23 protein-coding genes, 1 tRNA gene and 1 riboswitch are annotated in these 25,890 nt (G+C 61.5%); of the genes, 3 read left to right on the forward strand and 21 right to left on the reverse strand.

Features of this window, described 5'->3' with window-relative positions:
- Positions 1 to 72: 72 nt before the first annotated feature.
- Both KEM60_RS00525 and KEM60_RS00530 read left to right on the forward strand, forming a co-directional pair.
- Complete coding sequence (locus KEM60_RS00525) at positions 73 to 1,854, forward strand: alpha/beta hydrolase (RefSeq protein WP_219105548.1); 1,782 nt, start codon at positions 73 to 75, stop codon at positions 1,852 to 1,854.
- Between the two features lie 83 nt (positions 1,855 to 1,937).
- Positions 1,938 to 3,713 (forward strand): alpha/beta hydrolase, encoded by a 1,776-nt coding sequence (locus KEM60_RS00530; RefSeq protein WP_219105549.1) that lies wholly within the window; start codon positions 1,938 to 1,940, stop codon positions 3,711 to 3,713.
- A gap of 110 nt (positions 3,714 to 3,823) precedes the next feature.
- Here KEM60_RS00530 and KEM60_RS00535 read toward each other — a convergent pair whose 3' ends face one another.
- From KEM60_RS00535 to KEM60_RS00620, 18 genes are all read right to left on the reverse strand, one after another.
- Positions 3,824 to 4,921, reverse strand: a complete 1,098-nt coding sequence (locus KEM60_RS00535; protein WP_255574085.1) for a flagellar hook protein FlgE — start codon at positions 4,919 to 4,921, stop codon at positions 3,824 to 3,826.
- Between the two features lie 106 nt (positions 4,922 to 5,027).
- Entirely contained in the window at positions 5,028 to 5,639 is a 612-nt protein-coding gene (locus KEM60_RS00540; RefSeq protein WP_219105551.1) for a flagellar hook assembly protein FlgD, read from the reverse strand.
- Between the two features lie 11 nt (positions 5,640 to 5,650).
- Complete coding sequence (locus KEM60_RS00545; RefSeq protein ID WP_219105552.1) at positions 5,651 to 7,600, reverse strand: flagellar hook-length control protein FliK; 1,950 nt, start codon at positions 7,598 to 7,600, stop codon at positions 5,651 to 5,653.
- Entirely contained in the window at positions 7,597 to 8,745 is a 1,149-nt protein-coding gene (locus KEM60_RS00550; protein ID WP_219105553.1) for a transglycosylase SLT domain-containing protein, read from the reverse strand. The genes KEM60_RS00545 and KEM60_RS00550 overlap by 4 nt, the downstream gene beginning before the upstream one ends.
- The gene (locus tag KEM60_RS00555) at positions 8,742 to 9,182 is read right to left on the reverse strand and encodes a hypothetical protein (protein ID WP_219105554.1); all 441 of its coding nucleotides are present in this window, start codon (positions 9,180 to 9,182) and stop codon (positions 8,742 to 8,744) included. Before KEM60_RS00555 ends, KEM60_RS00550 begins: the two co-directional genes overlap by 4 nt.
- A gap of 37 nt (positions 9,183 to 9,219) precedes the next feature.
- Entirely contained in the window at positions 9,220 to 10,506 is a 1,287-nt protein-coding gene (locus KEM60_RS00560; protein WP_219105868.1) for a FliI/YscN family ATPase, read from the reverse strand.
- 8 nt (positions 10,507 to 10,514) lie between these two features.
- Positions 10,515 to 11,237 carry a FliH/SctL family protein gene (locus KEM60_RS00565; protein WP_219105555.1) on the reverse strand — a complete coding sequence of 241 codons (723 nt, stop codon included), beginning with the start codon at positions 11,235 to 11,237 and terminating at the stop codon, positions 10,515 to 10,517.
- Positions 11,230 to 12,243: a flagellar motor switch protein FliG gene (fliG, locus tag KEM60_RS00570; protein WP_219105556.1), complete on the reverse strand. Its 1,014-nt coding sequence runs from the start codon at positions 12,241 to 12,243 to the stop codon at positions 11,230 to 11,232. Before fliG ends, KEM60_RS00565 begins: the two co-directional genes overlap by 8 nt.
- A 3-nt stretch (positions 12,244 to 12,246) precedes the next feature.
- Positions 12,247 to 13,860: a flagellar basal-body MS-ring/collar protein FliF gene (gene fliF / locus KEM60_RS00575; RefSeq protein WP_255574087.1), complete on the reverse strand. Its 1,614-nt coding sequence runs from the start codon at positions 13,858 to 13,860 to the stop codon at positions 12,247 to 12,249.
- The gene (locus KEM60_RS00580) at positions 13,857 to 14,192 is read right to left on the reverse strand and encodes a flagellar hook-basal body complex protein FliE (protein WP_255574088.1); all 336 of its coding nucleotides are present in this window, start codon (positions 14,190 to 14,192) and stop codon (positions 13,857 to 13,859) included. The genes fliF and KEM60_RS00580 overlap by 4 nt, the downstream gene beginning before the upstream one ends.
- Positions 14,189 to 14,587 (reverse strand): flagellar basal body rod protein FlgC, encoded by a 399-nt coding sequence (locus tag KEM60_RS00585; protein WP_219105557.1) that lies wholly within the window; start codon positions 14,585 to 14,587, stop codon positions 14,189 to 14,191. The genes KEM60_RS00580 and KEM60_RS00585 overlap by 4 nt, the downstream gene beginning before the upstream one ends.
- A 17-nt stretch (positions 14,588 to 14,604) precedes the next feature.
- Positions 14,605 to 14,961, reverse strand: coding sequence for a flagellar basal body protein (locus KEM60_RS00590; protein WP_219105558.1), 357 nt, complete (start codon positions 14,959 to 14,961; stop codon positions 14,605 to 14,607).
- A 712-nt stretch (positions 14,962 to 15,673) separates the two neighbouring features.
- Positions 15,674 to 15,904, reverse strand: a complete 231-nt coding sequence (locus tag KEM60_RS00595) for a hypothetical protein (protein WP_219105559.1) — start codon at positions 15,902 to 15,904, stop codon at positions 15,674 to 15,676.
- A gap of 241 nt (positions 15,905 to 16,145) precedes the next feature.
- Positions 16,146 to 16,571 carry a hypothetical protein gene (locus KEM60_RS00600; RefSeq protein ID WP_219105560.1) on the reverse strand — a complete coding sequence of 142 codons (426 nt, stop codon included), beginning with the start codon at positions 16,569 to 16,571 and terminating at the stop codon, positions 16,146 to 16,148.
- Positions 16,572 to 18,213: 1,642 nt separating this feature from the next.
- Complete coding sequence (locus KEM60_RS00605) at positions 18,214 to 18,876, reverse strand: hypothetical protein (protein WP_219105561.1); 663 nt, start codon at positions 18,874 to 18,876, stop codon at positions 18,214 to 18,216.
- 230 nt (positions 18,877 to 19,106) lie between these two features.
- Positions 19,107 to 20,312 carry a helix-turn-helix domain-containing protein gene (locus KEM60_RS00610; protein WP_219105562.1) on the reverse strand — a complete coding sequence of 402 codons (1,206 nt, stop codon included), beginning with the start codon at positions 20,310 to 20,312 and terminating at the stop codon, positions 19,107 to 19,109.
- A gap of 119 nt (positions 20,313 to 20,431) precedes the next feature.
- A tRNA-Ser gene (locus tag KEM60_RS00615) sits at positions 20,432 to 20,518 on the reverse strand.
- 56 nt (positions 20,519 to 20,574) lie between these two features.
- Complete coding sequence (locus KEM60_RS00620) at positions 20,575 to 21,006, reverse strand: nucleoside deaminase (RefSeq protein ID WP_219105871.1); 432 nt, start codon at positions 21,004 to 21,006, stop codon at positions 20,575 to 20,577.
- A 103-nt stretch (positions 21,007 to 21,109) separates the two neighbouring features.
- On the opposite strand from KEM60_RS00620, the gene upp reads away from it, so the two are divergent.
- Positions 21,110 to 21,748, forward strand: a complete 639-nt coding sequence (gene upp / locus KEM60_RS00625) for a uracil phosphoribosyltransferase (protein ID WP_219105563.1) — start codon at positions 21,110 to 21,112, stop codon at positions 21,746 to 21,748.
- 85 nt (positions 21,749 to 21,833) lie between these two features.
- Here the strand turns inward: upp and KEM60_RS00630 are convergent, their stop codons facing one another.
- The 3 genes from KEM60_RS00630 to KEM60_RS00640 all read right to left on the reverse strand — a co-directional run bounded on the left by KEM60_RS00630 (position 21,834) and on the right by KEM60_RS00640 (position 24,964).
- Positions 21,834 to 22,457 carry a hypothetical protein gene (locus tag KEM60_RS00630; protein ID WP_219105564.1) on the reverse strand — a complete coding sequence of 208 codons (624 nt, stop codon included), beginning with the start codon at positions 22,455 to 22,457 and terminating at the stop codon, positions 21,834 to 21,836.
- A gap of 46 nt (positions 22,458 to 22,503) precedes the next feature.
- Positions 22,504 to 22,578: riboswitch (cobalamin riboswitch) on the reverse strand.
- 194 nt (positions 22,579 to 22,772) lie between these two features.
- Complete coding sequence (locus KEM60_RS00635; RefSeq protein WP_219105565.1) at positions 22,773 to 24,233, reverse strand: Ig-like domain-containing protein; 1,461 nt, start codon at positions 24,231 to 24,233, stop codon at positions 22,773 to 22,775.
- Positions 24,234 to 24,661: 428 nt separating this feature from the next.
- Positions 24,662 to 24,964 (reverse strand): hypothetical protein, encoded by a 303-nt coding sequence (locus KEM60_RS00640; protein WP_219105566.1) that lies wholly within the window; start codon positions 24,962 to 24,964, stop codon positions 24,662 to 24,664.
- Positions 24,965 to 25,890 lie beyond the last annotated feature (926 nt).

A 25,890-nucleotide genomic window follows, 5' to 3' on the forward strand; every position in this document is an offset into this window, starting at 1 on the left:
GCTCCGTGAATCGCGACCAGATATGGCCGTCTTTCAAGGATTGAAGAAAAATCTCTCAACGAAGGACCTTTCATGCGAACCACAGTCGCCTTGCTCGCCGCCTCGGCGATCATTACCCCTATCGTCAGCACCCCTGCACATGCTGCTGCTCCAGTTCCGGCGTCCGCAGCGAGCAACGCAACTGGCCCCGGAGGAAAAACCGCTGGGGCAGCACCTAAGACCGTGGACATCTCCAAAGTTAAAGTTCCCACCCTGGCTTGGAAAGCCTGCACCGATAAAGAACTCAAAGGACTCCAGTGCGCTAGCGCACTACTCCCCCTGGACTACAGCAAACCCGACGGCGACAAAATTGAGATTCACGTCGCCAAGAAAAACGCCACCGGTAAGAAAAAAGGAGTCGTCTTCACTAACCCCGGTGGGCCTGGGGAACTGGCCTCAACCAAGTTGAATGACTTCGCCACCATTTTGGGCAAAAAGGCTGGCGAGCAGTACGACGTGATCGGCGTCGATCCGCGCGGAATTCATGCCGCTAGCCAAGCTCGATGCTGGAGCGACAAGGCAGCGCCTAAGGGCGACGACATCCGGTTTCCTTACACTCCGCAACTCACTGCCCAAAAGCAGGCTTACAACGTATTCTACCGGGACGCATGCGCAAAAACCTCCCGCCCCATCATGGATCACATCTCCACCGCCCAGGTCGCCCGCGACATGGAAATGATCCGCAAAGCCCTCGGTGAGAAGAGCCTCAACTACTACGGTGTCTCTTACGGCACCTTCTTGGGCGCTACTTACGCGGCACTCTTCCCTCAGAACGTCGGCCGGATGATCACTGACGGGGTCGTCGACCCTGTCGCCTGGTCCACCGGTTATGGCAATGACGCTGCCACCAAGCCCATCACCGCACGTGACAGCGCCGGAGAAGCATCACTGGAGACCCTGCAGGCCATCTTCACGGAGTGCAAGAAGGCCGGTCCCAAGGCATGCGCCAACGGGGCAACCATTCAGAAAGAATGGGACGACATCTTGGAGGCCCTGAAAAAGGGACCCATCGTCCAAGGCAAGGAGACCATCACCTTTGACAGCTTCATCAGCGATGTCGCCGTCACTATGTATGACAAGCCCACGATCAGGGAACTCCCTGGGTCAATCCGGAAAACGTGGGAAGGTTTGCAGAAGAAGCCGTCAGCAAGCGGAACACCCACTGCCCCGGCTGGGACCGCCACCACCCCGAGGGTAGACCCCAAGACAGCCAAGCCATCTACGCCAGCTATCGACTCCTCCACTGCTAAACCGATACATGAGGTCGCTGAGCAAGCAAAACAGCGCGTGATGTCCAAGATGCCTAAGGGGATGGTCTCGGCTGACAAGCCGGCGGTACCAGTGAAACCCGCACCAGGAAAGCCTGCTTGGTCTGACAACCCTGAACTTCTGGCAGTCATGTGCGTCGACACCAAGAATCCGAAGGACCCGAAGGCTTGGGAGAAGTACAACACCCCCGAGCAGATCAAGAAAAACCCCTTCATGTCCTACTGGGCATGGGGTTCCTCGGTGTGTGCAGGTTGGCCCGGACAGGACAAGAACATTTACCACGGCCCATATAACGTCAAACCGGCGAACCCGCTACTGGTCATCGGCAACACCCACGACCCGTCCACCCCGCTGAGCAACGCCAAGGCGCTGGCGAAGCTCTCCCCGGGCGCCCGTTTGCTAACCGTAGACACCTTTGGCCATGTGGCTGGAAATAAGAGCCGCTGCGCTGCCAACGCCATTGAGGCATACCTCGTTGACGGAAAGCTGCCCGCCGAAGGCACCGTCTGCAAGGTAGACAAGCCGCTGTTCTCTGCCGACAAGTAAACCTCTACCACATGCTGGTGGTCCGGATCGTTGAGGTCCGGACCACCCGCATGTGCACCATCTAGCTATGAAAGGGGCTCTTGGTGCGCGCAGTCACTGCCGTGCTCGCCGCCTCGGCGATCATCATTCCTACCCTTCCCAGTCCGGCAGGGGCAGCTGGCCCCGCTCCCTCGGGCCCACAGAACGGATCGGGCACTCCCACAAAAACCCTGGACATCTCCGCGGTGAAGACCCCCACCCTGGAGTGGAAAACCTGCGCTGAGAAGCAACTCCGGGACCTGAAGTGCGCCACCGTGTTGCTCCCCCTTGACTACAGCAAACCCGACGGCGACAAGATCGAAGTCCACGTCGCAAAGAAAGCAGCCACTGGCAAGAAAAAGGGTGTGGTCTTCACCAACCCAGGCGGCCCTGGACAACTCGCATCACGACAACTGACAAACCTGGCCAGCATCATGGGCAATCGGGTCACCGAGCAGTACGACGTGATCGGTGTGGACCCCCGCGGGGTTCACGTCACCACCAGGACCAGGTGTTGGAGCGACCAGCCCGCCCCGCCAGGCAAGGACCGGCATTTCCCGATCACCGCGGAGCAGACCAGAGAGCAGCACCGGTTCAACGTCTTTTACCGAGACGCCTGCGCCAAGACCTCCCGCCCCATCATCGACCACATCTCCAGCGCTCAGGTCGCCAGAGACATGGAGATGATTCGGCGCGCCTTGGGCGAAAAAACGATCAACTACTACGGAATCTCTTACGGCACATTCCTGGGTGCGACGTACGCTGCACTCTTCCCCAACCGGGTGGGCCGCATGGTCAACGACGGAGTCCTCGATCCGGTGGCCTGGTCCACCGGGCACGGCAAAGACGGCGAGACACAACCAGTCACCGCCAGATACGGACCCGCCGAAGAATCCGCGAAAACCCTGCAAGCCGCGTTCGCCGAATGCAAAAAAGCCGGTCCGAATGCCTGCCCACACAGCACCACCGTCGAAAAAGAATGGGGAGAGGTCCTCGACCGGCTCCGGAAAGGTCCGTTCGTCAAGGACGGGGAAACCCTCACCTTTGACGGGTGGATCCGCAAAGCCGCCCTGCTGATGTACGACACTCGCGGCTACCGCAACCTGATGATCCTGACCCACCAAACCTGGGAAGCCATGGCCAAACAGCCAGCCCCACCCCAGGCCCCCAGCAGCACCACGACCCCCACGGCCACATCCACCGCTCCGACGGCACCACCCGCAGCGCCGACGACCACAACCCGGTCGACTCGGGCCGCGACTGCACCGGCAGCACCATCAGCCGTCTCAGCTCCGCCCGCTGTCCGAGGAGACGAGCAGCAATCCCTCGTCGGTCCGCTCCTCGGTATCCCCGCCGCCGACACACCGATCCGTCCCGTCGTACCACCCACCGGCCGTCCCAGCTGGTCAGAGGTGCCCGGGTTGCTCGCGGTGTTGTGCTCTGACACCAAAAACCCCAACGACCCCAAAGTATGGGACGCATACAGCACCCCGGACGCCCTCCGAAAAAACCCCTTCCAGGCTTACTGGGCGTGGGGCACCTCCATTTGCGCCAACTGGCCGGGCCGTGACCGCAACGTCTACCAAGGGCCATTTGACACCAAACTTGCCAACCCGATGCTGGTGATCGGCAACACCCACGACCCCGCCACCCCGCTGCGCAACGCCCAAGCGCTCGCGAAGCTCTCCCCTGGCGCGCGGCTGCTGACGGTCGATGTCTTTGGACATGTCGCAGGCAACAAGAACCGCTGCGCATCAAAGGCCATCGAGACGTATTTGGCTGACGGGAAACTCCCGGCGCAAGGCGCGACCTGCAAGCCTGATCAGCCGCTGTTCTCCTGATCGGTCCAGTCGAGCTCGCAGGGGATGCCCCGAGCGTACGACGGTGGGCGGTCACCTCGGATGTCGAGGTGACCGCCCACCGCGGTGTTGCTGTGGTCAGCGCGTCAGGGTCAGCGTTTCATCTGGATGAGGTCTGAAAGCACCTCGTCGGAGGTGGACACCACCTTGGAGTTCGCCTGGAAACCGCGTTGGGCGACGATGAGGTTTGTGAACTCCTGGGCCAGATCGACGTTGGACATTTCCAGCGTTCCGGATTCCACCGTGCCACGGCCACCGTTAGCGGGAACACCCGTGTCAGGAACGCCTGAGTTATTGGTCTGGCGGTACATCGAACCGCCGACTTTCTCCAGTCCGGGCGGGTTGTTGAAAGTGGTCAGCGCGATCTGACCGAAGACTCGCTTCGTGCCGTCCGAGAACGAGCCGACCAGCTTGCCGTCCGGGTTGATCTGGAAGGATTCCATCGCGAGGTCTTTATTCTGCACGGTGCCACCGGCAGCATTGTCCATGCCTTGCATGTACTGATCCCAGTGAAGGGTCCCAGGAGTTCCTGCGGTGGCCTCACCGTTAGCGTTAACTCCTGTCGAAGCAATCTTGAAAGTCTGGTTAGCGCCACTACGGAAACCATTGATCAGCGCGGTTGGCAGTTTCAATGGGACTGCTTGCAGGTCACCTGGAGTAGTGGTGGCGGTGACCATGACACCGTTCTTATCGAGCATGACGTTGCCAGCCATCGCAGCCGCTTGGTCGGCCTGTGAGTTAGTCGCTGCGACTCGCCCACCCGGTGCATACATGTAGCCCAAGACATACGAGCCATTGCTGGTGACCAGGTTGCCGTCAGTGTCGAAGTTGAAGGCACCGTTACGGGTGAAGAAGTTAGCGCCTGCCTTCTCCACTGTGAAGAAGCCATCTCCTTGGATAGCCACGTCGGTGGTCTGGTTGGTGACCTGCAGGCCGCCTTGGCTGAACAGGTTCGTGATCGCCCCAAGACGGGCACCGAGACCGACCTGAGCTGGGTTGACACCACCGATTCCTGGTCCGCCGCCCGCTGCCGGGACAGGCGCTGAGGAGCCGCGGATGATCTGGGACAGGTTGTCTTCGAAGACAGCGCGGCCGGCTTTGAAGCCGAAGGTGTTGACGTTCGCGATGTTGTTACCGGTGACGTCCAGCATGGTCTGGTGGACGCGCAGGCCGGAGACGGCCGAGTACATCGAACGAAGCATGAATGGGTGCCCTTCGTCATCGCAGGGGTGCTGCCCTGCTGCGAGCTGGTGGTGCGGAATGGGTGTGAGGCCGGTGCGGCGAGAAGCTGCTCGCTCAGGCGGCAGGTGGGGTGGCCGGCGGAGGCGTGGGGGCCGCCGTGCTGCTGATCACCTTGGTGACGCTGGTGTAGGGGATGTCCTTGCCACCTATGGACAGGATCGGCCCAGTGCCGTCAAACTTGACCGAATCGACGACGCCTTGCTCAGTTTTTTGCGGATCCTTGGGATCAGTGACGTATTCGACCTTGCGTCCCACCACCGACATCGCTGACGAGATGCGCTGCTCAGCAAGCATGGAAGTGTACGTCGCCTGAATGTTGGCGTTGGACTTCACCATGTTGTTGATCTGCTCGGTCATCGACAGCGTGGCGCTCTGCTGCATGATCTGGCTGGAGTCGGCTGGTTTGCTGGGGTCTTGATATTTCAGCTGGGTGACCAGCAACTTCAGGAAGGTTTCCCCGTCAAACTCGGTCGCGGACTTTCCGGTGGTGTTCCGGCCGTAGAGTCCGTCCATTCCTTTTCCAGGAGTGGAGACCGGAACAAGTTTCCCATCTTTGTCCTTGACATACCCCGTGGTGGGGCGCTCGTACGTTTTCCCGTCGATGACGAGCGGGTGATACGTCGGATCCCAGGTTCCTCGGGGATCAGCGATCGGCATGCTGGGCATACAGTCCTCCCTTAGATCTTCACGTCCAGGGACCGGCTGCCGTCCGTGGCTGCGCGGATCACTGATGAGTCACCGGGTGGGGTCGGTGCGTCTGATTCCGGGGCGGTCGCCCCGTCTGCTCCCGATCCTGTCCGGGAGGTTCCAGTGAAGTCGTGATTCCCCGCGTGTCCTCGGGGGTCCTGCCAGGTGGCCGATCCGTCACCGACGTCCACGGAGGTTTTGCCGAATCCGGCGTCAGCGAGCTGCTGCCGCAATTGATCGAGATTCTGGCGGAGCATGTCGCGGGCACCGGAGTCGGCGGCTTGCATCTGCACGGAGATCTCCCCCGCGTGCATGGTGACGCTGAGTTTGACCCGTCCCAGACCGGCCGGGTCGAGTTGCAAGTCGATCTCGTAGCGGCCGTCCCGTCGGGTCAACGCAGGCAGGACCGCTGCGGCGACCTGAGCGTGCACCGGAGTCGGCGGGGTGCTCGCCGGCGTCAGGTGGGTGTTGGTGGGAGTGATCACCTGATGGGTCGGCATGACCGGGGAGGCGGTCCGCTCCGCAGCCTGGTGGTCACTGGCTGGAGAGGCTGCGGGCGCGCCAGCCTGTCGTGCCGGGTGGTCGGAAGCATCGAGAGAGGCTGTCGCTGTCGCACTGTCAGCACCGACACCGACACCGACACCGGCGAGCGCGGCGGCAAATCGGTCGGGTGCGGTGTTGGTGGGAAGCCGTGGCGTGTCGGTGGTGGTCAATGGTGCGACGGGTGGGGTGCTCGGGAGCGGCGTCGATGCGGTGGGGTCGAGGGCGGGGACCGGCACTGCGGTGGTGGGCACGTTGGGGGTTCCGGTGGTGCTGGGGTGTGGGGGGGCCAGTGGCGCCGAGGGGGTGGTTCTGCTGGTGGCGTCGGTGCTGGCGGGGCCGTCCAGGCGGAGTGCGGTGGATTCAAGGTCGGCGAGGAGTTGGCTGTCGACGGTGGCATTGCCGCTGGCGAGGGTGCGCGCGGTCGCTGCAGCGAGGGTGCTGGCGGTGGTGTCGATGATGGTGATGTCGGTGCGGGGGATGGCGGTGGGGGCCGGAGCGACGGGGAGGATGGGTGTGGGTCCGGCGGATGGGGTCGCGGTGGTGACACCGTACGGCGGGGCTGCGCTGGTGGTGACACCGTACGGCGGGGCTGCGCTGGTGGTGGCAGCTGCGCTGGTCGTGATATCAGCTCCGTGGGTAGCACTGATGGGTGACGTTGCAGTGACGGCCGGGGATGCGGGGGCAGCGGTCATCGGCACGGCGGCGGTGACGTCGTGTTGCTGCGGGCTCGTGTGAGGGGTCATCGGCACCGCGGTGGGCGAGGTCATCGCGGATGGGGCCGGGATCGTGGTGGTGAGCGGGCTGCTTGCTGAGGGCAGCATGACGCTGTCAGTGGCCGTGGAGTCCACGGCGGAGACATCAGCAGTGGCGGGCAGCCCAAAGGAGGTGGTGGGGGACGCAGAGGTGATGGGGGACGCAGAGGTGGTGGGGTTCACCCCGGCGAGGAGCATCGGGGTGGTCGTGACCGCAGTGGTGGTGTCCACGGTGAGGGGTGCAGAAGCAGCCTCGGTGTGGGGAGCTGAGGTGGGGGATGCGATGACCAGTGGAAGCCCGAGTGGTGATACGGCGAGGGCAGATCCGATGGGAGTCGTCGCCTCGCTTGTCGTGACGGTGGCGGCGCTATCGACAGTGCGGGCCCCAGCGGGGTCGGCTGTGGGTGAAGGCACGGTGGTGGGGGCGGGTCGTTCGGCGTCGACAGCATGACGAGCCACGGTGGTGCGGGTGGCATGGGACCGATTCGCGGTCTGGGTGGGGGGTGCTTGCTCGGTGGATGCGGTGGTGCGCATCCGGCGGTGCAGCGCGGTGGCGAAGGTGCTGTCTGCGGTGGGGGCGTCGGCGCTGGACCGACCGGCGGCCTGGTCGGTGCCGAGGAGTTCGGTGACGGGTTGGATGTTCATGCACGCACTCCCGGGTCAGCCATGATCTTGCGGACGTAGTTTTGGGTCTCCGGGTAGGGCGGGACCCCGCCGTACTGTTTGACCGCACCGGGACCAGCGTTGTAAGCAGCGAGCGCCAGGGCGGTGGTGCGGAATTGGTTGAGGCCATCGCGGAGGAGGCGGGCCGCGCCGTCGACGGCTTGAGCGGGGTTGCGGGGGTCGACGCCGAGGCTGCGGGCGGTGCTGGGCATGATCTGCATGAGTCCGATGGCGCCAGCGGGGCTGACCACGCCAGCGTTGAATCCGCTTTCGGCTTTGGCGACGGCTGCCAGAAGTGCCGCCGGGACGCCGTACTTGGCTTGGGCCGCCTGGAAGAGCGCCCGGTATGAGGCGGGGGCGGCAGCGAGTGCTGACCCGGTTGGTCCGCTCGGTGCCGCTAGCGCGTTGCTGGTGAGCGCGGCGTAAGGGGCGGCAGCGGGCGCGTCGGAGACGACTCGGCGGATCGCAGTGGGGGTGGTGTAGACGCTTTGGATCTTGACGTTCTCCCCTGGCTGGGGGGCGGCGATCATCTTGCCGCCGCCGACGTAGATCGCGATGTGGTCGACCGGTGATCCGAAGGCGAGGAGGTCGCCGGGTTTGGCGTGGGACAGAGATGGCACGGAGGTGCCCATTCGGGCTTGGTCGGCGGCGACGCGGGGAAGGGTGATGCCTAGGTCGCCGTAGGCTTTTTGCACCAGACCGGAGCAGTCGAGGCCGGAGCTGCTGGTGCCGCCCCATACATAGGGCACGCCGAGGTATTTTTTGGCGGCGGCGACGACGTCATTTCCGCTGGCGCCGGTCATGGCTAACGCCCCGGAGACGGCGGTCGCTGAGCTGGTGGGGCGGGTGTTCCCGGACGTGAAGGTGCCGCCGATGCCGTTGCCGGTGCCATTGGTGTTGTATGGCGAGACGTCTACGCCGGACCAGGGGAACTTACCGCCGGTGACGGCTGCCGTGTCGTAGAGGCTCTTAAGGTCCTGAAGTTTGTAGTTCCACGCGGTCCGACCGTTGAGGGCGCCGTCGGCGGTGTATGTGCCGGGTTGGGTGACACCGTTGCCGAAGAACTTCGCCTGGATGTCGGCGATCCGGGCCTGGCAGGCCGCGAACCCGGACAGTTCTACACTCATCGGTTTCCCTTCGTGTGACGGCTGGCTCTACTCTCTTCGGCAGTGCGCTGGTCAGCGGCGAGCATTTCTGCAAAAACGACCTGGTCAACGCGCTCCACGAGACGTTCGAGTCCTTGAGTCTTGATGCGTGCCAGGCGAACCCGGTCACGGGTGCGTGCGGCTTCGTCGACAGCATCGGTGACTGCGCGTTCTGAGCCACGCACCATCGCTGCCACCGACCGGTTGCGGGCGAGCTGGGCCTGAAAATCGCGGACGTCACACACCTCAGGGGGTGCGGTCTGCTGCTGGTAGGCCTGCCTGGCCTGCGCCAGCTGGTCCTGTTGGCGACGGATCAGGGCGTTGGCGCGGGCCAGTTCGCCCTTGGCGAGGTCTTCTTCCAACCGGCGGATCCGTAGCAATGTGCCCAACTGGCGCCGTCGCGCTTTTTCACCGCTCATTGCGCCCTCCTGGGATTGACGGCGCAGCTGCCAAGGGTTACGGCGCAGCTGCCAACGAATGCAGCCATGACCAGGTGTGATCCGCCGGGGTCAGATCCTCCATGTCCTGGCGGAGGAATTCATCGATCTGCCCGCTCTGGCGCAACGCCTTATCAACCACCGGGTTGCTGCCCTCGACGTACGCGCCGATCTCAATGAGGTCTTTCGCGTCCCGTTTCGCGGCCATCAGCTGACGGATCGCGACCGCATCGGCGCGCTGTTCCCGGGAGGTGATGGCTTTCTCTGCCCGGGAAATGGACTCCAGGACGTCGATCGCTGGGAAATGGCCTGACGTGGCCAACCGACGGGACAACACGATGTGACCGTCCAAGATGGACCGGACATTGTCGGCGATGGGGTCGTTCAAATCGTCCCCGTCGACCAGGACCGTGTACAGCCCGGTGATGCTGCCTGTCGGGGACGTCCCCGCCCGCTCCAACAGTCGCGGCATGAGGCCGAACACGCTCGGCGGATACCCTCGGGTAGCTGGGGGCTCACCTGAGGCCAAACCCACCTCCCGTTGCGCCATCGCCACTCGGGTCACCGAGTCCATACACAACACGACGTCCTGCCCGCGGTCCCGGAACCATTCAGCGATTCGGGTCGCCGTGAATGCGGCGCGCAACCGCACCAACGCGGGCTCGTCCGACGTAGCGACCACCACGACGGCACGACGTAAACCCTCCGGCCCCAGATCGCCCTCCACGAACTCGCGGACCTCACGGCCACGCTCCCCCACCAGGGCCAACACACAGACCGGGGCGGTCGTGCCGCGCACGATCATCGACAACAAACTTGACTTGCCCACACCTGACCCGGCAAAAATCCCCAACCGTTGGCCGCGGCCGCACGGGATCATCGCGTCAATCGCCCGCACTCCCAACGGCATCGGTTCACTGATCCGATCCCGTTGCATCGCCGCAGGTGGCACCCCCGACGAACTCACCAACTGCACATCGGTCAACGGACCCCGACTGTCCATCGGCTCGCCCAGTGCGTTGACGACCCGACCCAACATGCCCGGACCCACCGGGACCCGCAATGGGCCACCCGTGGACTGCACCGGGCATCCGGCCCGCACACCCCGCAAGTCAGAGATCGGCATACAGGTGGCCCGGCCATCACCCAACGCCACGACCTCAGCCATCAAAGGCCCCTCATCGCCGATGATGCGCACCGCCTCACCGACGCCCAATTCCAGCCCGGCAACCTCAATGGACAAACCCACCGCACTGACCACCCGGCCACTGACCGTCGGTCGAGATGCCTCCAGGAGTTGCGCCATCAACGCTTTCACGGACGCACCACCCGACGTACCCGCTCGAAAGCCGGACCGTACTGCGCGTCGATCTCCACGTTGTCAGCCTGCGCGAGCGCGCCATGGACTTCCACCGACGGGTCAGCCACCACCGTGACGTCACCCCACTCGGGTACCCCGTCGATGTATTCCTGGATTTCCAGGACGTCGGCGGGATTCAACCGCAACGTGACTTTCGCACCGCGTGGCGCCTGCTGCATCGCCCGCAGCATGGCGTCTTTCGCGCCGCATCCGTCAACGCTCAAGTGATGACCGACCAGCCCTTCAGCGAGTTCCACCGTCATCGTCGCCACCACGTCGTACAACTCCTCCAACGTGGGCACCTGCACCTGCAAAGCGTCGGCGACCGCGTGGGACACGCTCGTCACAAGATCCTGCAAGTACGCCGCATGGCGTTGCCGATCAATGTCGTCCTGTTCGAGGAGCATCTGGCGTTGCTCATCCAAGAGCGCCAAGCCCTCTTCCCGACCGGCGGCATAGCCAGCAGCATGACCGGCCCGGAAACCCCGCGCCCGCGCTTCCATCGCCGCCTGCTCAACGACCGCTTCCAAATGCGGATCGACCAGGCGTGGATCGGCGATCCCCGGGCTGAGGAACTCGCTGCTGCGCAGGTCAGAAGACAACCGTGCTGGCCGGACCGGCGATGGATGTTCGCTGCCCCGGATGACGTACCCGCGTTGCGACCTGCCGTTAGGCAACGAACTCGTCGCTTCCGCCGCGGCTGACGACGATCTCGCCGGCCTCCTCCAACATGCGGATCTGCCGGATGACGACAGCCTGCGACTCCTCGACCTGCTTCAACCGCACCGGGCCCAGGATTGAAATCTCGTCGGCCAAGGACAGCGCGGCACGTTCGGACATGTTGCGGGTGATCTTCTCCCGGACGTCCTCGCGCACACCCTTCAAAGCCACCGCCAAATCCTTCGAGTCGACCTTGCGCAGCACGACCTGCACCGCCCGATCGTCGAGACCCACGATGTCCTCGAACATGAACATGTGTGCCCGGACCTCTTCGGCGAGTTCCAAGTCCCGTTTTTCCAAGCCTTCCAGGATGAGGCGCTCCGTCGTACGGTCGGATTGGTTGATGACGTCAACCAGAGATTTCAGACCGCCAACGTTGCTGTAGTCACTCGCCTGGACCAGCGTCGACAAGCGCCGCTCCAAATGCGCCTCGACCTGCTTGACGATCTCCGGGCTAGTGCGATCCATGATCGCCAACCGGTGCGCCACCTCGGCCTGCGTCTCCGGCGGGAGACCAGAAAGGATGATCGCTGCCGCGTCAGGTTGCATATGCGCCAACACCAACGTGATCGTCTGTGGATGCTCGTCCTGCAAGTACGACAGGATCAGCTTCGCGTCGACCCGGCGGAGGAACTCAAAGGGCATCTCCACCATCGACGCCGTGAGCCGCTGCATCACCTCGTGGGCTTTTTCCTGCCCCAACGTGGCGATGAGCACCTCTTCAGCAAAGTTCACCCCACCTTGGACGTAATACTGGCGGGCCTGCGCGAGCTGACGGAATTCCTCCAACACCTCGTCCAGGGTGTCCACGTCGACGCTGTCCAACCGGGCGATCTCGGCGGTCAACGCCTCCACCTCGGCCGGACGCAACGTCTTGAGGATCTTCGCGGAATGCTCGGTGCCCAATTGCACCAGCAAGATGGCTGCTTTGCGCAGGCCGGTCATCTGAGTGAGCGTCGTCATGGGTCAGTTCCGTTCTGAGATCCAGCCGCGCAGCAAGCGCGCGACCTCGTCCGGGTCTTCCTCGACCAAGTTGCCGATCTCCTCGCGCGCCAAGACCCGCGCCGCGCTCTGCGGATCCACCGGAGTGGCTTCGATCACCGGCAGCAGATCCGACTCCAACTGGTACTCCAGTGGCGGATCGGTCGGGGTCGGTGGCAGCGCAGCCTGTGGCGACGCTGACGGCAGCTCGCCCAGATCGACGACTTCCTCACGCTTACGGCTGCGACGGAAACCGATGAACAGCGCTACCAGCAACAGCAAGACCAAGCCGGCGTTCTTCGCCAGGTCGAGCAGCTGCTCTTGTCGGGCAGCAGCGGCTTCTGCCTCAGCCTGCGACTTAGCCGCATCAGCAGCTTTCGTGTCAAAGGCCAACTTGCTGACCTTCACCAGGTCACCCCGGTTCGTGTCGATACCCGCAGCGCGACTCAACAGGTCGGTCAGGTCAGTCGCGTTATACGCGCCAGCGTTCTTGACATCCAAGGCCACAGCCACATCAAGTTTCTTAATCGACCCCTTCGCCGCGTCCGTGGTCGTAGTGATCGTGCCGTAGGGGTTCTGCCGGGTGAAGTCTTCTTTGGTGTATTGGCTGTTGGCGTTGCCCTGGCCTAAACCAGGCACTGTGATGTTGTCCGGTCCGAGGACACCACCGACGGCTTGCCCGCCAGCACCGGTCATTTTTTCCGTGCTGTGCTGCTCCGCCAATGGCGGATCACCCGGCTTCGCCAAGACATATTCTTGCCGGTTGATCTTCGTGTTATCGAAGTTCAATTCAGCCTGCACACTGACCGTCGAATTGCCCGGGCCGACGATGGTATCCAAGAAACGCTGCAGTTCAGCTGTTTTCGCGGCGGACACTGCGCGAATCTGATCGGCCCGCTGATCCAAACCAGCACCACCATCGGTATCGGTGTAGCGCTGCCCCGTGGAGTCAGTGACCGTCACCGCATGCGGATCCATCTTCGGCACAGCCGAAGACACCAGGTAGGTGATCGCGTCTACCTGGTTAGCCTTCAACTTGCTGCCATTGGCCATCGTCACCTGGACCGACGCCGACGGTTTGGTTTGATTGTCGGTGTACGGCGAATCCTCACCCAATGCGAGATAAACATTGGCATCCTGAACCTTATCGATCTTCTTGATCGTCTTAGCCAGTTCACCTTCATAGGCACGTTTTGCAGACAACTTCTGCTGGAAGTCACTCGAACCCAAACTCTGCTTGTCGAGCATCGCATAACCGGCACTATCTGGACTATTCTGCGGGAGTTTCGCCGCCGCGAGATCAAGCCGAGCCTGATTCGCCTTATCCGCTGGCACCAGCACCGATTTGCTGCCATCCCCCAACTCGTACGGAACGCCAGTCTCCTGCAGCTTCGTGGTGATCGCCGACGCATCGGCCGCGCTGAGATTTGTGAAGATCGGAGTCATAGTTGGCTTCGACGACCAATTCGCAAAAACCACCATCCCGACCACAGCCACCACCACCGCAATGATCGTGACGGCACGTTGCCCCGGCGTAAAGCCGTTGAACACGCTCTTCGCGCGTCCCACGACCGCCTGCAACTTGACGTTGTTTTTCACAATGGCATCCGCATGATCTCAGTGAAAGCGTCCACAGCCTTGTTACGCACCTGCACCGCGAACTGCGTCGCCACAGTCGCTTCATTCGCTGCGATCGTGTAATCAGCGATGTCCGTCAAGTCACCCGTGACCGCCTTCACCGCGAGCGTGTCACTGGTCTTATGCAGCGCATCAAGTTCACCGAGCTTGTCAGCCAGGATCGCCCCGAACTCACCTCGACCCGGCGACCCCACAGCCGATGGCATCGTGAGTCGGTCCGCGCCAGACATATCCCGCACGGGCTGGATGCCGAAGGCCGGGATCGTAGCGATACCGGGGATGAAGAAGGTCACTTGCCGATTCCAATCGCCGCTTCGTACATGGATTTGCTGCGGTCCACGACCGCCAAGTTCGCCTGGTAGGAGCGTTGCGCGATCATCAACTGAGCCATCTGGCTGCCCATGTCAATGTCCGGGACCCGCACATTGCCGTCAGCGTCAGCCAACGGATGCGTCGGGTCACTGACCACACGCCCCTTCGGATCACCGAACAACGTGCCAGCGACATACGACCCGCCGTTATTGCCATACTGATTGGCCCGCGCCACGATGTACCGAGCCTGGAAAGCATTGCCACTCGTCGGGCTGACATTGTTAATGTTGGACAGGTTGTCCGACACCGAATCCAGCCATTTACGATCCACAACCAACCCGGTATAGGCGATATTCATCGCACCGAAGATGCTCATCTGACCCCCCGCCCCTCTCAGGCCTGACCGGTGATGGCGATCCGCAACCGCTGGAATTTCGTGGTCATCGCCGCCGTCGCCAACTGAGTGGTCAACAAGGTCTGCTGACTGGCAAGGGTCTCCTCGTCCAAGTTCACATTGCTGCCATTAGTCCGAGTCGGCTCCAACGACCGCGCCCGCCCAATCGACGCCGCACCCGGAGTCCCCTCGGCGTACGCCCGCTTAAGACTGGACTCAAAATCGATCTTCCCGGAGAGGAACCCAGGGGTCTCAATGTTGGCGATGTTGTCCGCAATGGTGCGTTGCCGCAACGACAGGCCCGTCAACGCCTGCTGCAAAGCACCCATGGTGCTGTCGCCGATGGGAAAGGCCATCTGTCGTGATCCCCTCGAGTGTGATGTGCCGGGTGGGCTCCAAGAACACCAGACACGCACCGGCCCATCAGGGCCCGTCCGTATCCGCCAAGATGCCGTCCGTGGCACTCCTAAGATCGGCGCCACAACCCCAGTGCTGAGCCGATCCAGCCAGGTCCCCGACAGGCCCAGCACCACCACAAAGAGGCCACCTGGGATTGTCTACAGAGATCACCCCCACCCATGTCATGATGAGTCGGTCAGGTGTCCGACATGGGGGGCGGACCACCCTCTACCATCGCCACCCCCGCACACCGCGACCGGGAAGAGGGGAATTGGCATGGGGCAGCAACCATATGAGGCGATGAACGCTCACGACCTGAAGAAAATGGTCAAGAGCGTCCAACCAGACTCAATGAACGCCTGCGCTCGCGACTACGCCATCTCGCAAGACCTGATCGTCGACACCTTCCTCACCTTCCAGAAAGCCATGAAAACCCTTAGCGGACAAGGCTGGACAGGCGCCGCGTCAGCTGCCGCCCTGAATGCCTCCCTGAAAACCAGCCAGTGGGGCAGCGACAGCGCCACGAGCTCACGATCGATGAACTCCTCGATCCTGGAAATGGAACGGTCCCTGACCGCGTTACGCGACGAAATCCTCGCCATGCCGTACGACGATCCTGCGGGGAAGCTCCTAGTGGGTAGTGCCTCGACCTATCCGGGGATGGGATCACTACGGGATGCGTACAAGGAAGCTCAAGACAAAGCGGACCGCCAACGCCCCAATCGACGCAGCCAACATGAACTGCGCCAACGCAGACAACATCCCAAACCGCTGCATCGCCACACTGACCCACCCATACCGGGCAGATTCAGGGACCCGCACCAACGAAAAATCGTCGTGCTCGTCGGTGGCAGTGGATCCACTGGCCTTCAGGGGATCTGTAGGGGGTCTTTCGGACACAGGAGTAGCCGACATGGCGTCCTCTCAGCTCAGACAGGTAGGGGCAGCTGGATGTCGAAGGTGGGCTTCCACCTGACATCCACAGTCAGGAGCACAGGAAGTGCAACCGAGACACGATCACGTCAGGGCAGCGGATCGTGGTCGGCAATCAGGGTCGTGGACCTCCGGTGAAGGGGGCCTCGGTCCACGGCCCAGACAGAAGGTGGTCGTCGTCAGGGGTGTCGGCGACCGACCGTGTCGGTCACGGGCAGAGGTGTTGGTGCGCGACTGCGATCACAATCTCCGGGTGTGCTTCGGCTTCCGGCAGCTTGCGATCTTTGGCTTCGCTCTTGATCTGCCCGGCGGCCGCGTCACCTTTTCCGTCGGTTTGTTTGACCACGCACGCGAGTTTCAGAAGGGCTTCAACGTCAGCGGCTTTGTCTTGTTTGACCTTGAGTTTGGCGACGCCATCCTTGACTCCATCCTGGACGCTAGAGACCGGAAGCATCGGCATCGAGGAGGGTGGCGCACTGGTCGGCGAGTCTTGCGCGCCGCTTGCGCCCTTGTCAGACGAGTCTCCGCCGCAGGCGGATAGTGACGTCACGGACAAGCAGAGCACGACGACGGTGGCAGCTTTGGCCAACGCTCCCGAGCCTGCTCGACCGATCCCAGACCGACCGCTTCGCATCAACCTACTCCTCATGCACATCGAGAACCGTTGCGGCAGTAAGGCACTCGAACGCCTTGGGCCGCGCAACACCGCAGATTTAACTACGGCTGTGCCGTACCTGTAAACCCTCTGAGAGGAATTCCGTTGATTTTCAGGAGGTTACACACGTCACGCCTTCTGATGTTTCTCGCATAAGTCCGCTCTGACCTGCGTCGATGCAATCTTGCAGACTGATAGTGGAGTGACGGACGTTAACTTGCGTGACGTCCCAGATGGGGTATGGTCAAGGGTCACAGCGTGGCTCTGACCTTCAAGACTCTACGGATTTCCGTCGAGCTCCATGTGTGTGATATTGAGCGGCAAGTTACCGAGACGTTATTGTCAGCGGACGCAATCTTGCCGAGAAGCTTCGACGCGTCCTGAAGATGCGTCGCGTGATTGCCCTGTGCTTTTTTCCGGCATCTTCAGCTTCAGTAGTAGCGGACACTCTTCCCCGTATCGCCAAGCAGGCGAAGACACCGGATGAATCGCATGACACTGGGCGGCAACACCCCGCGATGTGTCTCACGTGATGGACAGCTGTCCATTTTTTGAGTGTTACCCACTTCACATCGCCTGGCGCTGAGGCCATGTCGACGTACGGCGAGCATTCAGCTTGCTCCCAGCGCCCATCCTCCTCTTTCCCCGGGGACAGCCAGCCTCATGCCAGTCGGCATAGTTGGCAGACAACCGGCTCCTCCAGAGAGATGCCGGAGAAGGTCAGAGCTTCATCGAGGACAGAATCACGTGCTCTTCTACCGAGAACCGGTGCTGGGTGAAGTCCAGACCTTGAGGGCGGAAAATCTCCACAACCCGAGCAATCGGCTCGTCGAGTGCCTCAGGATCGAGTCCTGCTGCGCGACTGGTACCGTATCGGCAGTTTTCCTGAGAGCATGAATCTGTTAAATATCGTCACCAATAAGTGGAGTCGCATCATGGCATCGAAGTATCAATGGGGAGCAGCGGCGGCAACATTAGCAATGACTGGGTGAAGTGATGCAGGACAGCCAGCTAGCCGCCATCATCTCTCTGTTTGAGCAAGGAGAAATATCTACTGGCATTGAGCAGGTCTTGGCCACTCCAGTGGACGAGTGGGCGGCAGATAACAATTGGGATTGGAAGGAGTCGAACCCACGTCGATTCGACTTCTTTATAACCACCTTAGGGCGTTATTCACGAGGGTTTTGCCTCCTTGGTGGAAATCTGCAAACCTGCAGGTCACAGGCTTTTTCGACGCAAAACTCACTCCTGGGCTAAGAGCTCGTGAATAATGCTCTTATAGAGCAGGCTCCCAGCTCAGCAGGGATGCCGCTATCTACGCCTCTACAGGTAAAGCGTCCACTTTGCACTCACCCACCTCACGGTTTTTCTACAACCTACCTACCATCACCGCCTAGAATCGCGTGCCACGAGCCACTGGGCATCGCGAAGACTCACGGGTTTAAAACGCGAGGCGACCAGTGATGGCGCCTTGAATGAATGAAGGAAAAAGACATTAGCGATTTAGAGCGTTATTCACGAGCGGCGAGAAGTCGGACGACCCGCCCGTTGCAGGGGCCTGTAACCTGCAAGTTTCCTGACTTTCCTCAAAGGGGTAAAACCCTCGTGAATAACGCCCTTACTAGACACCCACCCGCCACATCAAGACCTGGAATCGATTAGGGCTGAGGCTGGCTGGGGAGATGAGAGTGGTGTAGATCAGATCGGGAACCGAGGGAACCTTGTCGATCTGAGCAGCAATAAAACTGACTGGTTTCCCGTTCTTTCTCGTCGGATAGATTCGCCTCTTGGATACCTTCGCCGCTCTCGGGAAGTCGAGAAGCCGTGGATCGTGCCCCTCAGATGAAGCTAGGGGCGATTTGCGGAGAACATTTGCCACCGCAGTCTTACCTCCTGCCAGGACAAACAGACACTCGTCAGATGGGCTAGCAGCCTTAATTGCGGCTAGCCGCAGGACGTCGAGTGAGCAATTCCTTGAGCTAGCATGACTCGAACCAGCCCACTTGACTTCAACACACAGCAGGGCCTCTTTCCCCGTTCGCTCCTCAATGTAGAAGTCGATCTCCTTCTGGCGCCCCGAGCCCTCTTCCATCCGCTTAATAGCCGGATGCGCGTAGCCCGCGTGGATACGATAGCGCCCGGGGTCGATGTTGGCAGAAAGAATCTCGTTGACTGCCCCGTGAACGTGGTATTCGCCGAAACTATGGCCTCGATTACAGATATAGTCGAACTCGAGATGTGAAGCGAGCCCATCGCTTAGTCTCTGCCCAAAGTTAACCTTCATGTCTTGATCAAAGCATCAAAGTGGATGCTAGGAGCGGACATCTTCGCCGCGGGAACGAATCTGCGCAATCTAGAGGTCCCGACGGGCGGTTGAAGGACTGGTGACGAGTGAGACATGGGCTCTCGTGCACGCCAACAGAAAGCGCATCGGGTCGCTCACACTGCTGCCGTGTTAAGGCGGGGGAACCTCCACGAGTCGAGGCGAGCGATACTCCCAGGAACTACAGCTGGTCAATAGCTCCTATGAACGAGATCGACATACTTCTCGTTAGGGATATTCAGCCCACGCAGCAATCCCCGCAAGAGAATGACTGCTTGGTCCCCAGCGTCCGCGCCCGGGTCCGTCCAGCTCGTCGGCTGGATCACTTCGACACGTCGGAGTTCATCTGTCCGTAAGGGCACGGGCTGGAAGGAGATGTCATCGGAGTTAAGCGACGCTCCACGCAGATGCGTGAGATGCACCCCGACGCGCCATTCGCCCTGGTATCCGGTGGAGGTGCCAACGTGGTGCACCAGGTTCAGGCATTGAGCAACGAAGGCCACAACCGAGTTGATAGGCACATAGAAGCCCGGTCCGGAAGGGCAAGTCCGGTGCGTGGAAGCTCCGCCGTATACCGCCTTCACGATGAAATTGTCAGCGATACCGACTTGCGCGAGGTCGCGTTCATCGGAGGCGCTCACAGCATCTGTGTGCGATCGCAGACCCACGCCGCTCGGGTCATGTGCGTTGTACGTGCAGCCAGCGAGCAACTCGTATGAAGGGGACTGGCGCAGGTTAGCCAGGACGTTCCGCAGCTCATCCATCTCAATGGGTTTAGCGAGGACCGGCGCGCATGGCTGCGCCACGAAGTAGACGTGGCCGTTGCCAGTGGGCATGTCCTCCACGAAGTCATCCAGCGGGTCGTTTCGCACGAGGTCGTCGAGGATCTGCCCGAACTTCTCCTCTGCGTTCTCGCGAGCCTGGATGAGTCGGCGGACCTCGGGATCTGCGAGCTTGCGCTTGCCATCGCTGGAGCGGCCCCAGTAGCTCCCGTCGACCATGTGCGGCGCAACGGGTGAAGCCGGCACAGAGACGATGAGCACGTGCTTGCCGTCGTCATCCGGGCACGGGATAGGCGGGTTCAGCACAGGAGACAGCGGCGGGGTGACACGAGTTGCCGCCACCTGCGAGATGCGCGTCTCAAAGTTCGTGAGGTCACACCCGACGACCTCGAAGGACTTGTCAGCCACGCCGTAGACGAGCAGGCCGCCATCAACGCTGAGGGAAGCCAGATCCTTAGCCAGCTCGACGTTCGAGGCCTTGCTTGACTGCGACGGCATCTCCTTCACCTCGCACCACTGCGTCTCACTCAGGAGTCCGCCCGCGGCGGCGGCCTTGAGCTCTTGCCACGTCGACAGCGAGGTGAGCGGTCGGCCGGGACCGAGGTAGTAGCTCATGCTGACAGGATGCCACTTGGCGCAAGTGTTACTGACGCGTTATCGCTAGAGACTTCCGCGGGAATGACGAAGGCCCCGGAGCTCACGTAGTTCGGTGAGTTCCGGGGCCTTCCCATGGGCGGTGGCGGTGGGATTTGAACCCACGGTGGAGTTGCCCCCACACACGCTTTCGAGGCGTGCTCCTTTGGCCGCTCGGACACGCCACCGCCGCCCAGGGTACTAGAGCAGACGTGGAGTGTGAAATCCGTTCGGCTGCTGTTGTTCACCGGAGACCGTGGAAGAAGTCCCACAGCAGTTGCGCGCATTCGGCTTCCCGCACTCCGCCGACCACTTCCACCCGATGCAGGACGTGTCGGTCTCGTACGACGTCCCAGACCGAGCCGCAGGCTCCTGCTTTGGGGTCCCAGGCTCCCAGCACGATCCGGTCGAGGCGGGCCAGTGAGGCGGCGCCAGCACACATCGGGCAGGGTTCCAGGGTGACGACGAGGGTGCAGCCGTCGAGGCGCCACCGGCCCAGGGTGGCTGCGGCCTGGCGTAAAGCGACGATTTCGGCGTGTCCGGTGGGGTCGCCGTCGACTTCTCGGCGGTTGGCTCCTGAGCCGATGACGGCCCCGTCAGGATCGACAACGACTGCGCCGATGGGGATGTCACCGGTACGGCCGGTGGCGACGGCCAGGTCCAGTGCCTGCCCCATCCAGTCGTCGTACCGTCGTGGCGTTCCCGGCCCGGCGGGTCGGCGGGGGCGCCTGTCGACGTGAGAACTCTCGGTTGCGCTGCTCACACGGTAAGTTTTGCTCATGCGTGTCCACGTCGCCGATCACCCGCTCATTAATCACAAGCTCACCTATCTGCGTGACAAGAACACCGACTCCCCGACGTTCCGGCGTTTGGCGGAGGAGCTGGTGACGCTGCTGGCCTATGAGGCGACGCGGGAGGTGCGTGTCGAGCCCAAACCGATCGAGACGCCACTGTGCGCGACGACTGGCATCAAGCTGGCGGATCCCAAGCCCGTGATCGTGCCGATCCTGCGTGCCGGTTTGGGCATGTTGGAAGGCATGGTGCGGTTGTTGCCCAGCGCTGAGGTGGGTTTCCTCGGCATGGTCCGTGACGAGGAGACTTTAGAGGTCACCACGTATGCGAACCGGCTGCCGAAGTCGTTGACTGGTCGGCAGTGTTTCCTCGTCGACCCGATGTTGGCGACAGGGCATTCGCTGGTGATGGCGATTGATTATCTGTTGCAGTTGGGTGCGGATGACATCACTGCGGTGTGTCTGCTGGCTGCCCCCGAGGGCATCGAGCACGTCAAGCAGCGCTACGAAGGCCGTGGCCTCTCAGTGAAACTCGTCGTCGGTGCTGTCGATGACCAGCTCAACGAGCAGGGGTACATCGTTCCCGGTCTGGGTGACGCTGGAGACCGTCTGTACGGCGTGGTCTGATTCATGTCTTGGTGGGGCGGCGTACCGGCTAGGGTCGGTACGCCGCCCCGTCGGTGATCGGTGTCGTCCCCGGGCGGGAGACAGCTCACGGGTGCTCCACCGGCAGGTGCCACACATGTCGACCATCACCGGCGTATCCACTGACCTGCCATCCCTGAGCGTCTAAAGCCGTCTCGATGGCGTCGCCTTTCACGACGACAGCGTGGTCCGTGTCCGGGTCCAGGTGAGCATCCAGGATCTGCCGGATCAGACCGGCGAAGGCCGGGCTGCCATGGAAACGTGGCAGCACCGCCCGTTGCGTGAGCGCGAGCCGACCGGAAGCATCTCGGACGACGTCCACCCCGGCCACGGGATGCCCGCGATGATCGTGCGCCATGACCAGTTCAAAACTGTCTTCCACTAGGGCCGTGTTGATCCAGTCCTCTTGGTCGAGTCGTCCCTGCTCACGGTGGCTGTCGTGGATGAGTCGCTTGAGCGTGCCAGCCTGCCACAGCGACTGCTGCCCGTGGTGTCGCGTCCCGGACCAGGTGGACAGGGGCGGGGTGATCATCTCTGCGGAGGCGCCAGATGGTCCGGTGGGCAGGTCGGTGCCGACCGGGTGGGGTTGCCGCCGGGTCGGGATGGTGGGCTGAAGCATCTCGCTAGCTCCTCGGTAGCGCCGTCCCCAGGCGTAGGGCACCGGGATACGTCGACCGAGAGCGGTCGCCACCCGGATCCCTACCTCGGGGATCGATGGGTCATCGACGGTCAGGCGACCGGACTGAGTCGAGTCTGGCGTCACACCGAACTCGAACATCACCGTTGCGGGACAGCGCCGGATTCACACCGGCTTCGCTGAGCAGTCGATAGGCCACAGGTCTGCGGCCGCCCCCACCGTAACACCCGATCATCTCGCTGACCTGGTGGTTCAAAGCCTGTTCGCGTCGCTCAGACAAACGACGTCTCAGCACCAGGAGATGTCAGAGGGCCGGTCCGGAGCCACGCTATCGCATGCTTCAACCGGACCGGCCCTTGATCTATGACGTCAGACTTGACGTCTGGTATTCCTGAAGTGTCGATGTTGGCTAGCCACGAGTAACAACACGCCCGCCACCATTGCCGTCAACCCTGGCAACAGCAGATCCCAGACACCAATCGCACCGGTGTACGGCAAGGTCTGATCCGCCGTGGCTTCTTGATCCCCGCCAGGACCAGACGTCGGACTTGGGGGTGTCGGTGCGGGCGGTTGAGGCGCATCTCCAGGGATCTGCGCGACAACTTTGGTGACTGTGGTCGCGACGCCGACATCAGTAGTCGTAGAACGGCCATCGCTGAGGGTTGCAGTCACCTGACCGCTGCCTAGCGCCATCGGCTTGTCAGCGCTGCCATCAATGACCAATCGCCCTTGCGCATCGGTGCGCCCGGTGAACACCGTCCCTGCCGCGTCTGTGAATGAAACATCAGCGTTACGGATCGGATTGCCTTGAGCGTCACGCACGACCACATCGATCCCGGCAAACATCTCACCGAAATCCAAGCTGCCTAACGTCGCTGCATCTGCTCCCAAGACTGGACCGGTCAACTGAAGCGCCGACGCAGTCTCAGGAACATCCACCACGATCCGTCGATCAGCACTTCCATCCTTATCGTTGGTTGGATACATCCCACGCGGCAAGGTTGATGAAATCAGGCGCAACTGATACATCCCCGGCATGATCCCAGGAAAACTGAATACCCCAGCCCTGGTCGTCGCAGCGCCCAACTGGACATCATCGCTAGTACCAAATGTGCCGTCAGGCCCAGCGGACCCCAGTTCAAGCCGGACACCATCCATGACCAGTTCACCGGCATCCAGACGGCCGTTACGGTTGCTGTCCTTAAACACCGCCCCAGACAGCGTTACCGCCACCGTGAAGTTTCTTACCGGCGATACCGGGCTGACTGGCCCATCCGGCATCTTTTGGACTGCTTTTATCCGCTGCCCCCCGAACGGCAACTGTGAAGACCGACAAGACCATTTCCCATCGAAACCCACTAACGCCGTACACAACACGGCCCCATCAGTCACATTAGTCACACTCACCTGGGCGCCCGGCTTTCCAGTCCCAGTGATCTGGGGAGTCCTCCCCGCAAAACCTCCCTCAGCAGGAGTCAGAATCACCGGAGCGGGCAACGCAGGTAGCTCTATCGTGAACGTGGTCGATACCGAGCCGGATTCCAGCGCACCAGGGCTATTTGCTCGCTGCGTCGCGGTATACGTGTGAACACCTGCGGACAAATCCGCAAGAGGAGTACACGACCACCGCCCATCTGGACCCACCACAGCCGTACACACCACCGCGCCGCCAGAACGCACAGTGATGACACTGCCAATAGTCCCTGTCCCCAATGCCACCGGACGCACCGTATCCCGCACCACTGATCCATTCACTGGACCTGTCAACGTCGGAGCCGCTACCACGGGTGGAGACGGAGGCGGTGCAGTAATCATGAAGGTCGTCGTCACCGCCGCAGACTCCGGATCCTGACCGAATTGCTGCGTTGCACTGTAGGTAACTTCACCCTGCGAAAGATCACTAGACGGACTACAGGACCACGATCCATCGGGCGCGACGAGAGCGGTGCAAATAATGTTTCCGCCACGACGCACACTAACTGTCCACCCCGGAGTGCCCCTCCCCGAGGCCGTTGGCCGCAATGAAGACGTGGACGAGTTATTGGCTGGTCCCGTAATACTCAATGAAGGGATATTCCACATGATCACTACGAGACCAGGCCCGCCCGATGAAGTGCCATTAGAAGGATCAAATCCTCCCCCAACACCTACCCCTGACATATAATTTGGATCAGTGTTACCGGGTGGAATTGCCACGCCAGGAGAGGGAGGATCGCCAGCATTCTGCACACCCATGGCACCATTAGCTGTCGAAGACATCAGATTAAAAATTGACTGGACAGCTCCCGAACCGCCACCGCCCCCACCGGCGGCTTGGTCTCCCCCACAGTCTGGCTGATCAGCATTCGCACCTGTTCCCCCGCCACCACCGAAGACTCCACCTCCTCCTCCACCACCAGCCCCCCCGTTCGCACCCCAGCTGTTCCCGCCTTTGCCACCTGTGAGGGACGAGCCCGATTCCCCAGGGAGGCACTCTCCTCCTGCACCAGGGGAAGTGCCACCGGCAGAAAGATTTCCTCCGCCACCGCCGCGTGATGGCCCACCTGCATCTGCAGTTTCACCGCCACCACCTCCACCCTGACCAGCAGCTGAGGGAGCGGAACCACCTCCGCCACCGGCTATCACTAAATAGTGGGCCGCATCTGGGGATGCCCCCATAAAAACACCGGAGTATCCTCCCCCACTAGCGCCTATGCCAGTGTCATCGACAGGGGTCTCATTGGCTAGCACATGCCGCCCCCCGGCACCCCCTCCCCCATATGTGGAACCAAGTGCCAATTGACCGCCTGCAGGTTTACCCCCGCCTCCAACATTGACCGTGAGCGTGTCTTGACTCTTAATGGCACTGGAACCGTCTATCCGTATAGCCCCTTCTGAAAATCCCCACGAGCCTCCCCCATGGCCAGTGTCAGCATTCTTGGCGAGGCAGACTCACAGAACTCCCCGATATCATTGCCGTCATTACCCGACTCGAGCTCTATCGACTTGGCTGGTAGCCAAGAATGACCTGGAAATGCCTCGTGAATAACGCCCTCATTTTACGAAACGGCAAATACCCCATGAATAACGCCCTTTCTACGATGGGACCTAATGCATTACAGAAAAGTGTTTCAAGATTTACTGTAATGCAATCTTTACATTCAAAGTTTATTTTTCCGGTATTTTTTTTAATCGTCATTTAAATTTTCTTCAAGTCTTGGTTAATTAGGTAAATTTATGGTCAGCTCAGGGCGTTATTCACGAGGTGTTATCGGCCCACCCCCTGCATCCCGGGCAGCAATCGATACACACCTGTCACCATGGCACCGCAGAGGCTGATCTGCGGTGATCCGGAAAATTTTGGGGCGATAGGGGTCCGAGATGGAGGGATCGGTTTCACTTTTTGTCCTTTTCTCACCTACAAAGCAAACCCACCTACGGTCCTATCGTGCTGCTTTAGGGCGTTATTCACGAGCGATTAGATCTTGCGCGGCATGCGTGCCGGAGA

The sequence above is a fragment of the Austwickia sp. TVS 96-490-7B genome (genome assembly GCF_019331795.1).
In the GTDB taxonomy this organism is placed as follows: Bacteria; Actinomycetota; Actinomycetes; order Actinomycetales; family Dermatophilaceae; genus Austwickia.

Excerpts from the sequence above, each read along its gene's own strand:
- KEM60_RS00535 (WP_255574085.1), bottom strand. The coding sequence starts at position 4,921 with ATGTACTCGGCCGTCTCCGGCCTGCGCGTCCACCAGACCATGCTGGAC.
- KEM60_RS00610 (WP_219105562.1), bottom strand. The coding sequence starts at position 20,312 with ATGAGCTACTACCTCGGTCCCGGCCGACCGCTCACCTCGCTGTCGACG.
- KEM60_RS00600 (WP_219105560.1), bottom strand. The coding sequence starts at position 16,571 with ATGCGAAGCGGTCGGTCTGGGATCGGTCGAGCAGGCTCGGGAGCGTTG.
- upp (WP_219105563.1), top strand. The coding sequence starts at position 21,110 with ATGCGTGTCCACGTCGCCGATCACCCGCTCATTAATCACAAGCTCACC.
- KEM60_RS00585 (WP_219105557.1), bottom strand. The coding sequence starts at position 14,587 with ATGAGCATCTTCGGTGCGATGAATATCGCCTATACCGGGTTGGTTGTG.
- KEM60_RS00620 (WP_219105871.1), bottom strand. The coding sequence starts at position 21,006 with ATGGGGCAGGCACTGGACCTGGCCGTCGCCACCGGCCGTACCGGTGAC.
- KEM60_RS00540 (WP_219105551.1), bottom strand. The coding sequence starts at position 5,639 with ATGCCCAGCATGCCGATCGCTGATCCCCGAGGAACCTGGGATCCGACG.
- KEM60_RS00560 (WP_219105868.1), bottom strand. The coding sequence starts at position 10,506 with ATGGCGCAACTCCTGGAGGCATCTCGACCGACGGTCAGTGGCCGGGTG.
- KEM60_RS00550 (WP_219105553.1), bottom strand. The coding sequence starts at position 8,745 with ATGAGTGTAGAACTGTCCGGGTTCGCGGCCTGCCAGGCCCGGATCGCC.
- KEM60_RS00545 (WP_219105552.1), bottom strand. The coding sequence starts at position 7,600 with ATGAACATCCAACCCGTCACCGAACTCCTCGGCACCGACCAGGCCGCC.
- KEM60_RS00590 (WP_219105558.1), bottom strand. The coding sequence starts at position 14,961 with ATGGCCTTTCCCATCGGCGACAGCACCATGGGTGCTTTGCAGCAGGCG.
- KEM60_RS00605 (WP_219105561.1), bottom strand. The coding sequence starts at position 18,876 with ATGAAGGTTAACTTTGGGCAGAGACTAAGCGATGGGCTCGCTTCACAT.
- KEM60_RS00555 (WP_219105554.1), bottom strand. The coding sequence starts at position 9,182 with ATGAGCGGTGAAAAAGCGCGACGGCGCCAGTTGGGCACATTGCTACGG.
- fliG (WP_219105556.1), bottom strand. The coding sequence starts at position 12,243 with ATGACGACGCTCACTCAGATGACCGGCCTGCGCAAAGCAGCCATCTTG.
- KEM60_RS00525 (WP_219105548.1), top strand. The coding sequence starts at position 73 with ATGCGAACCACAGTCGCCTTGCTCGCCGCCTCGGCGATCATTACCCCT.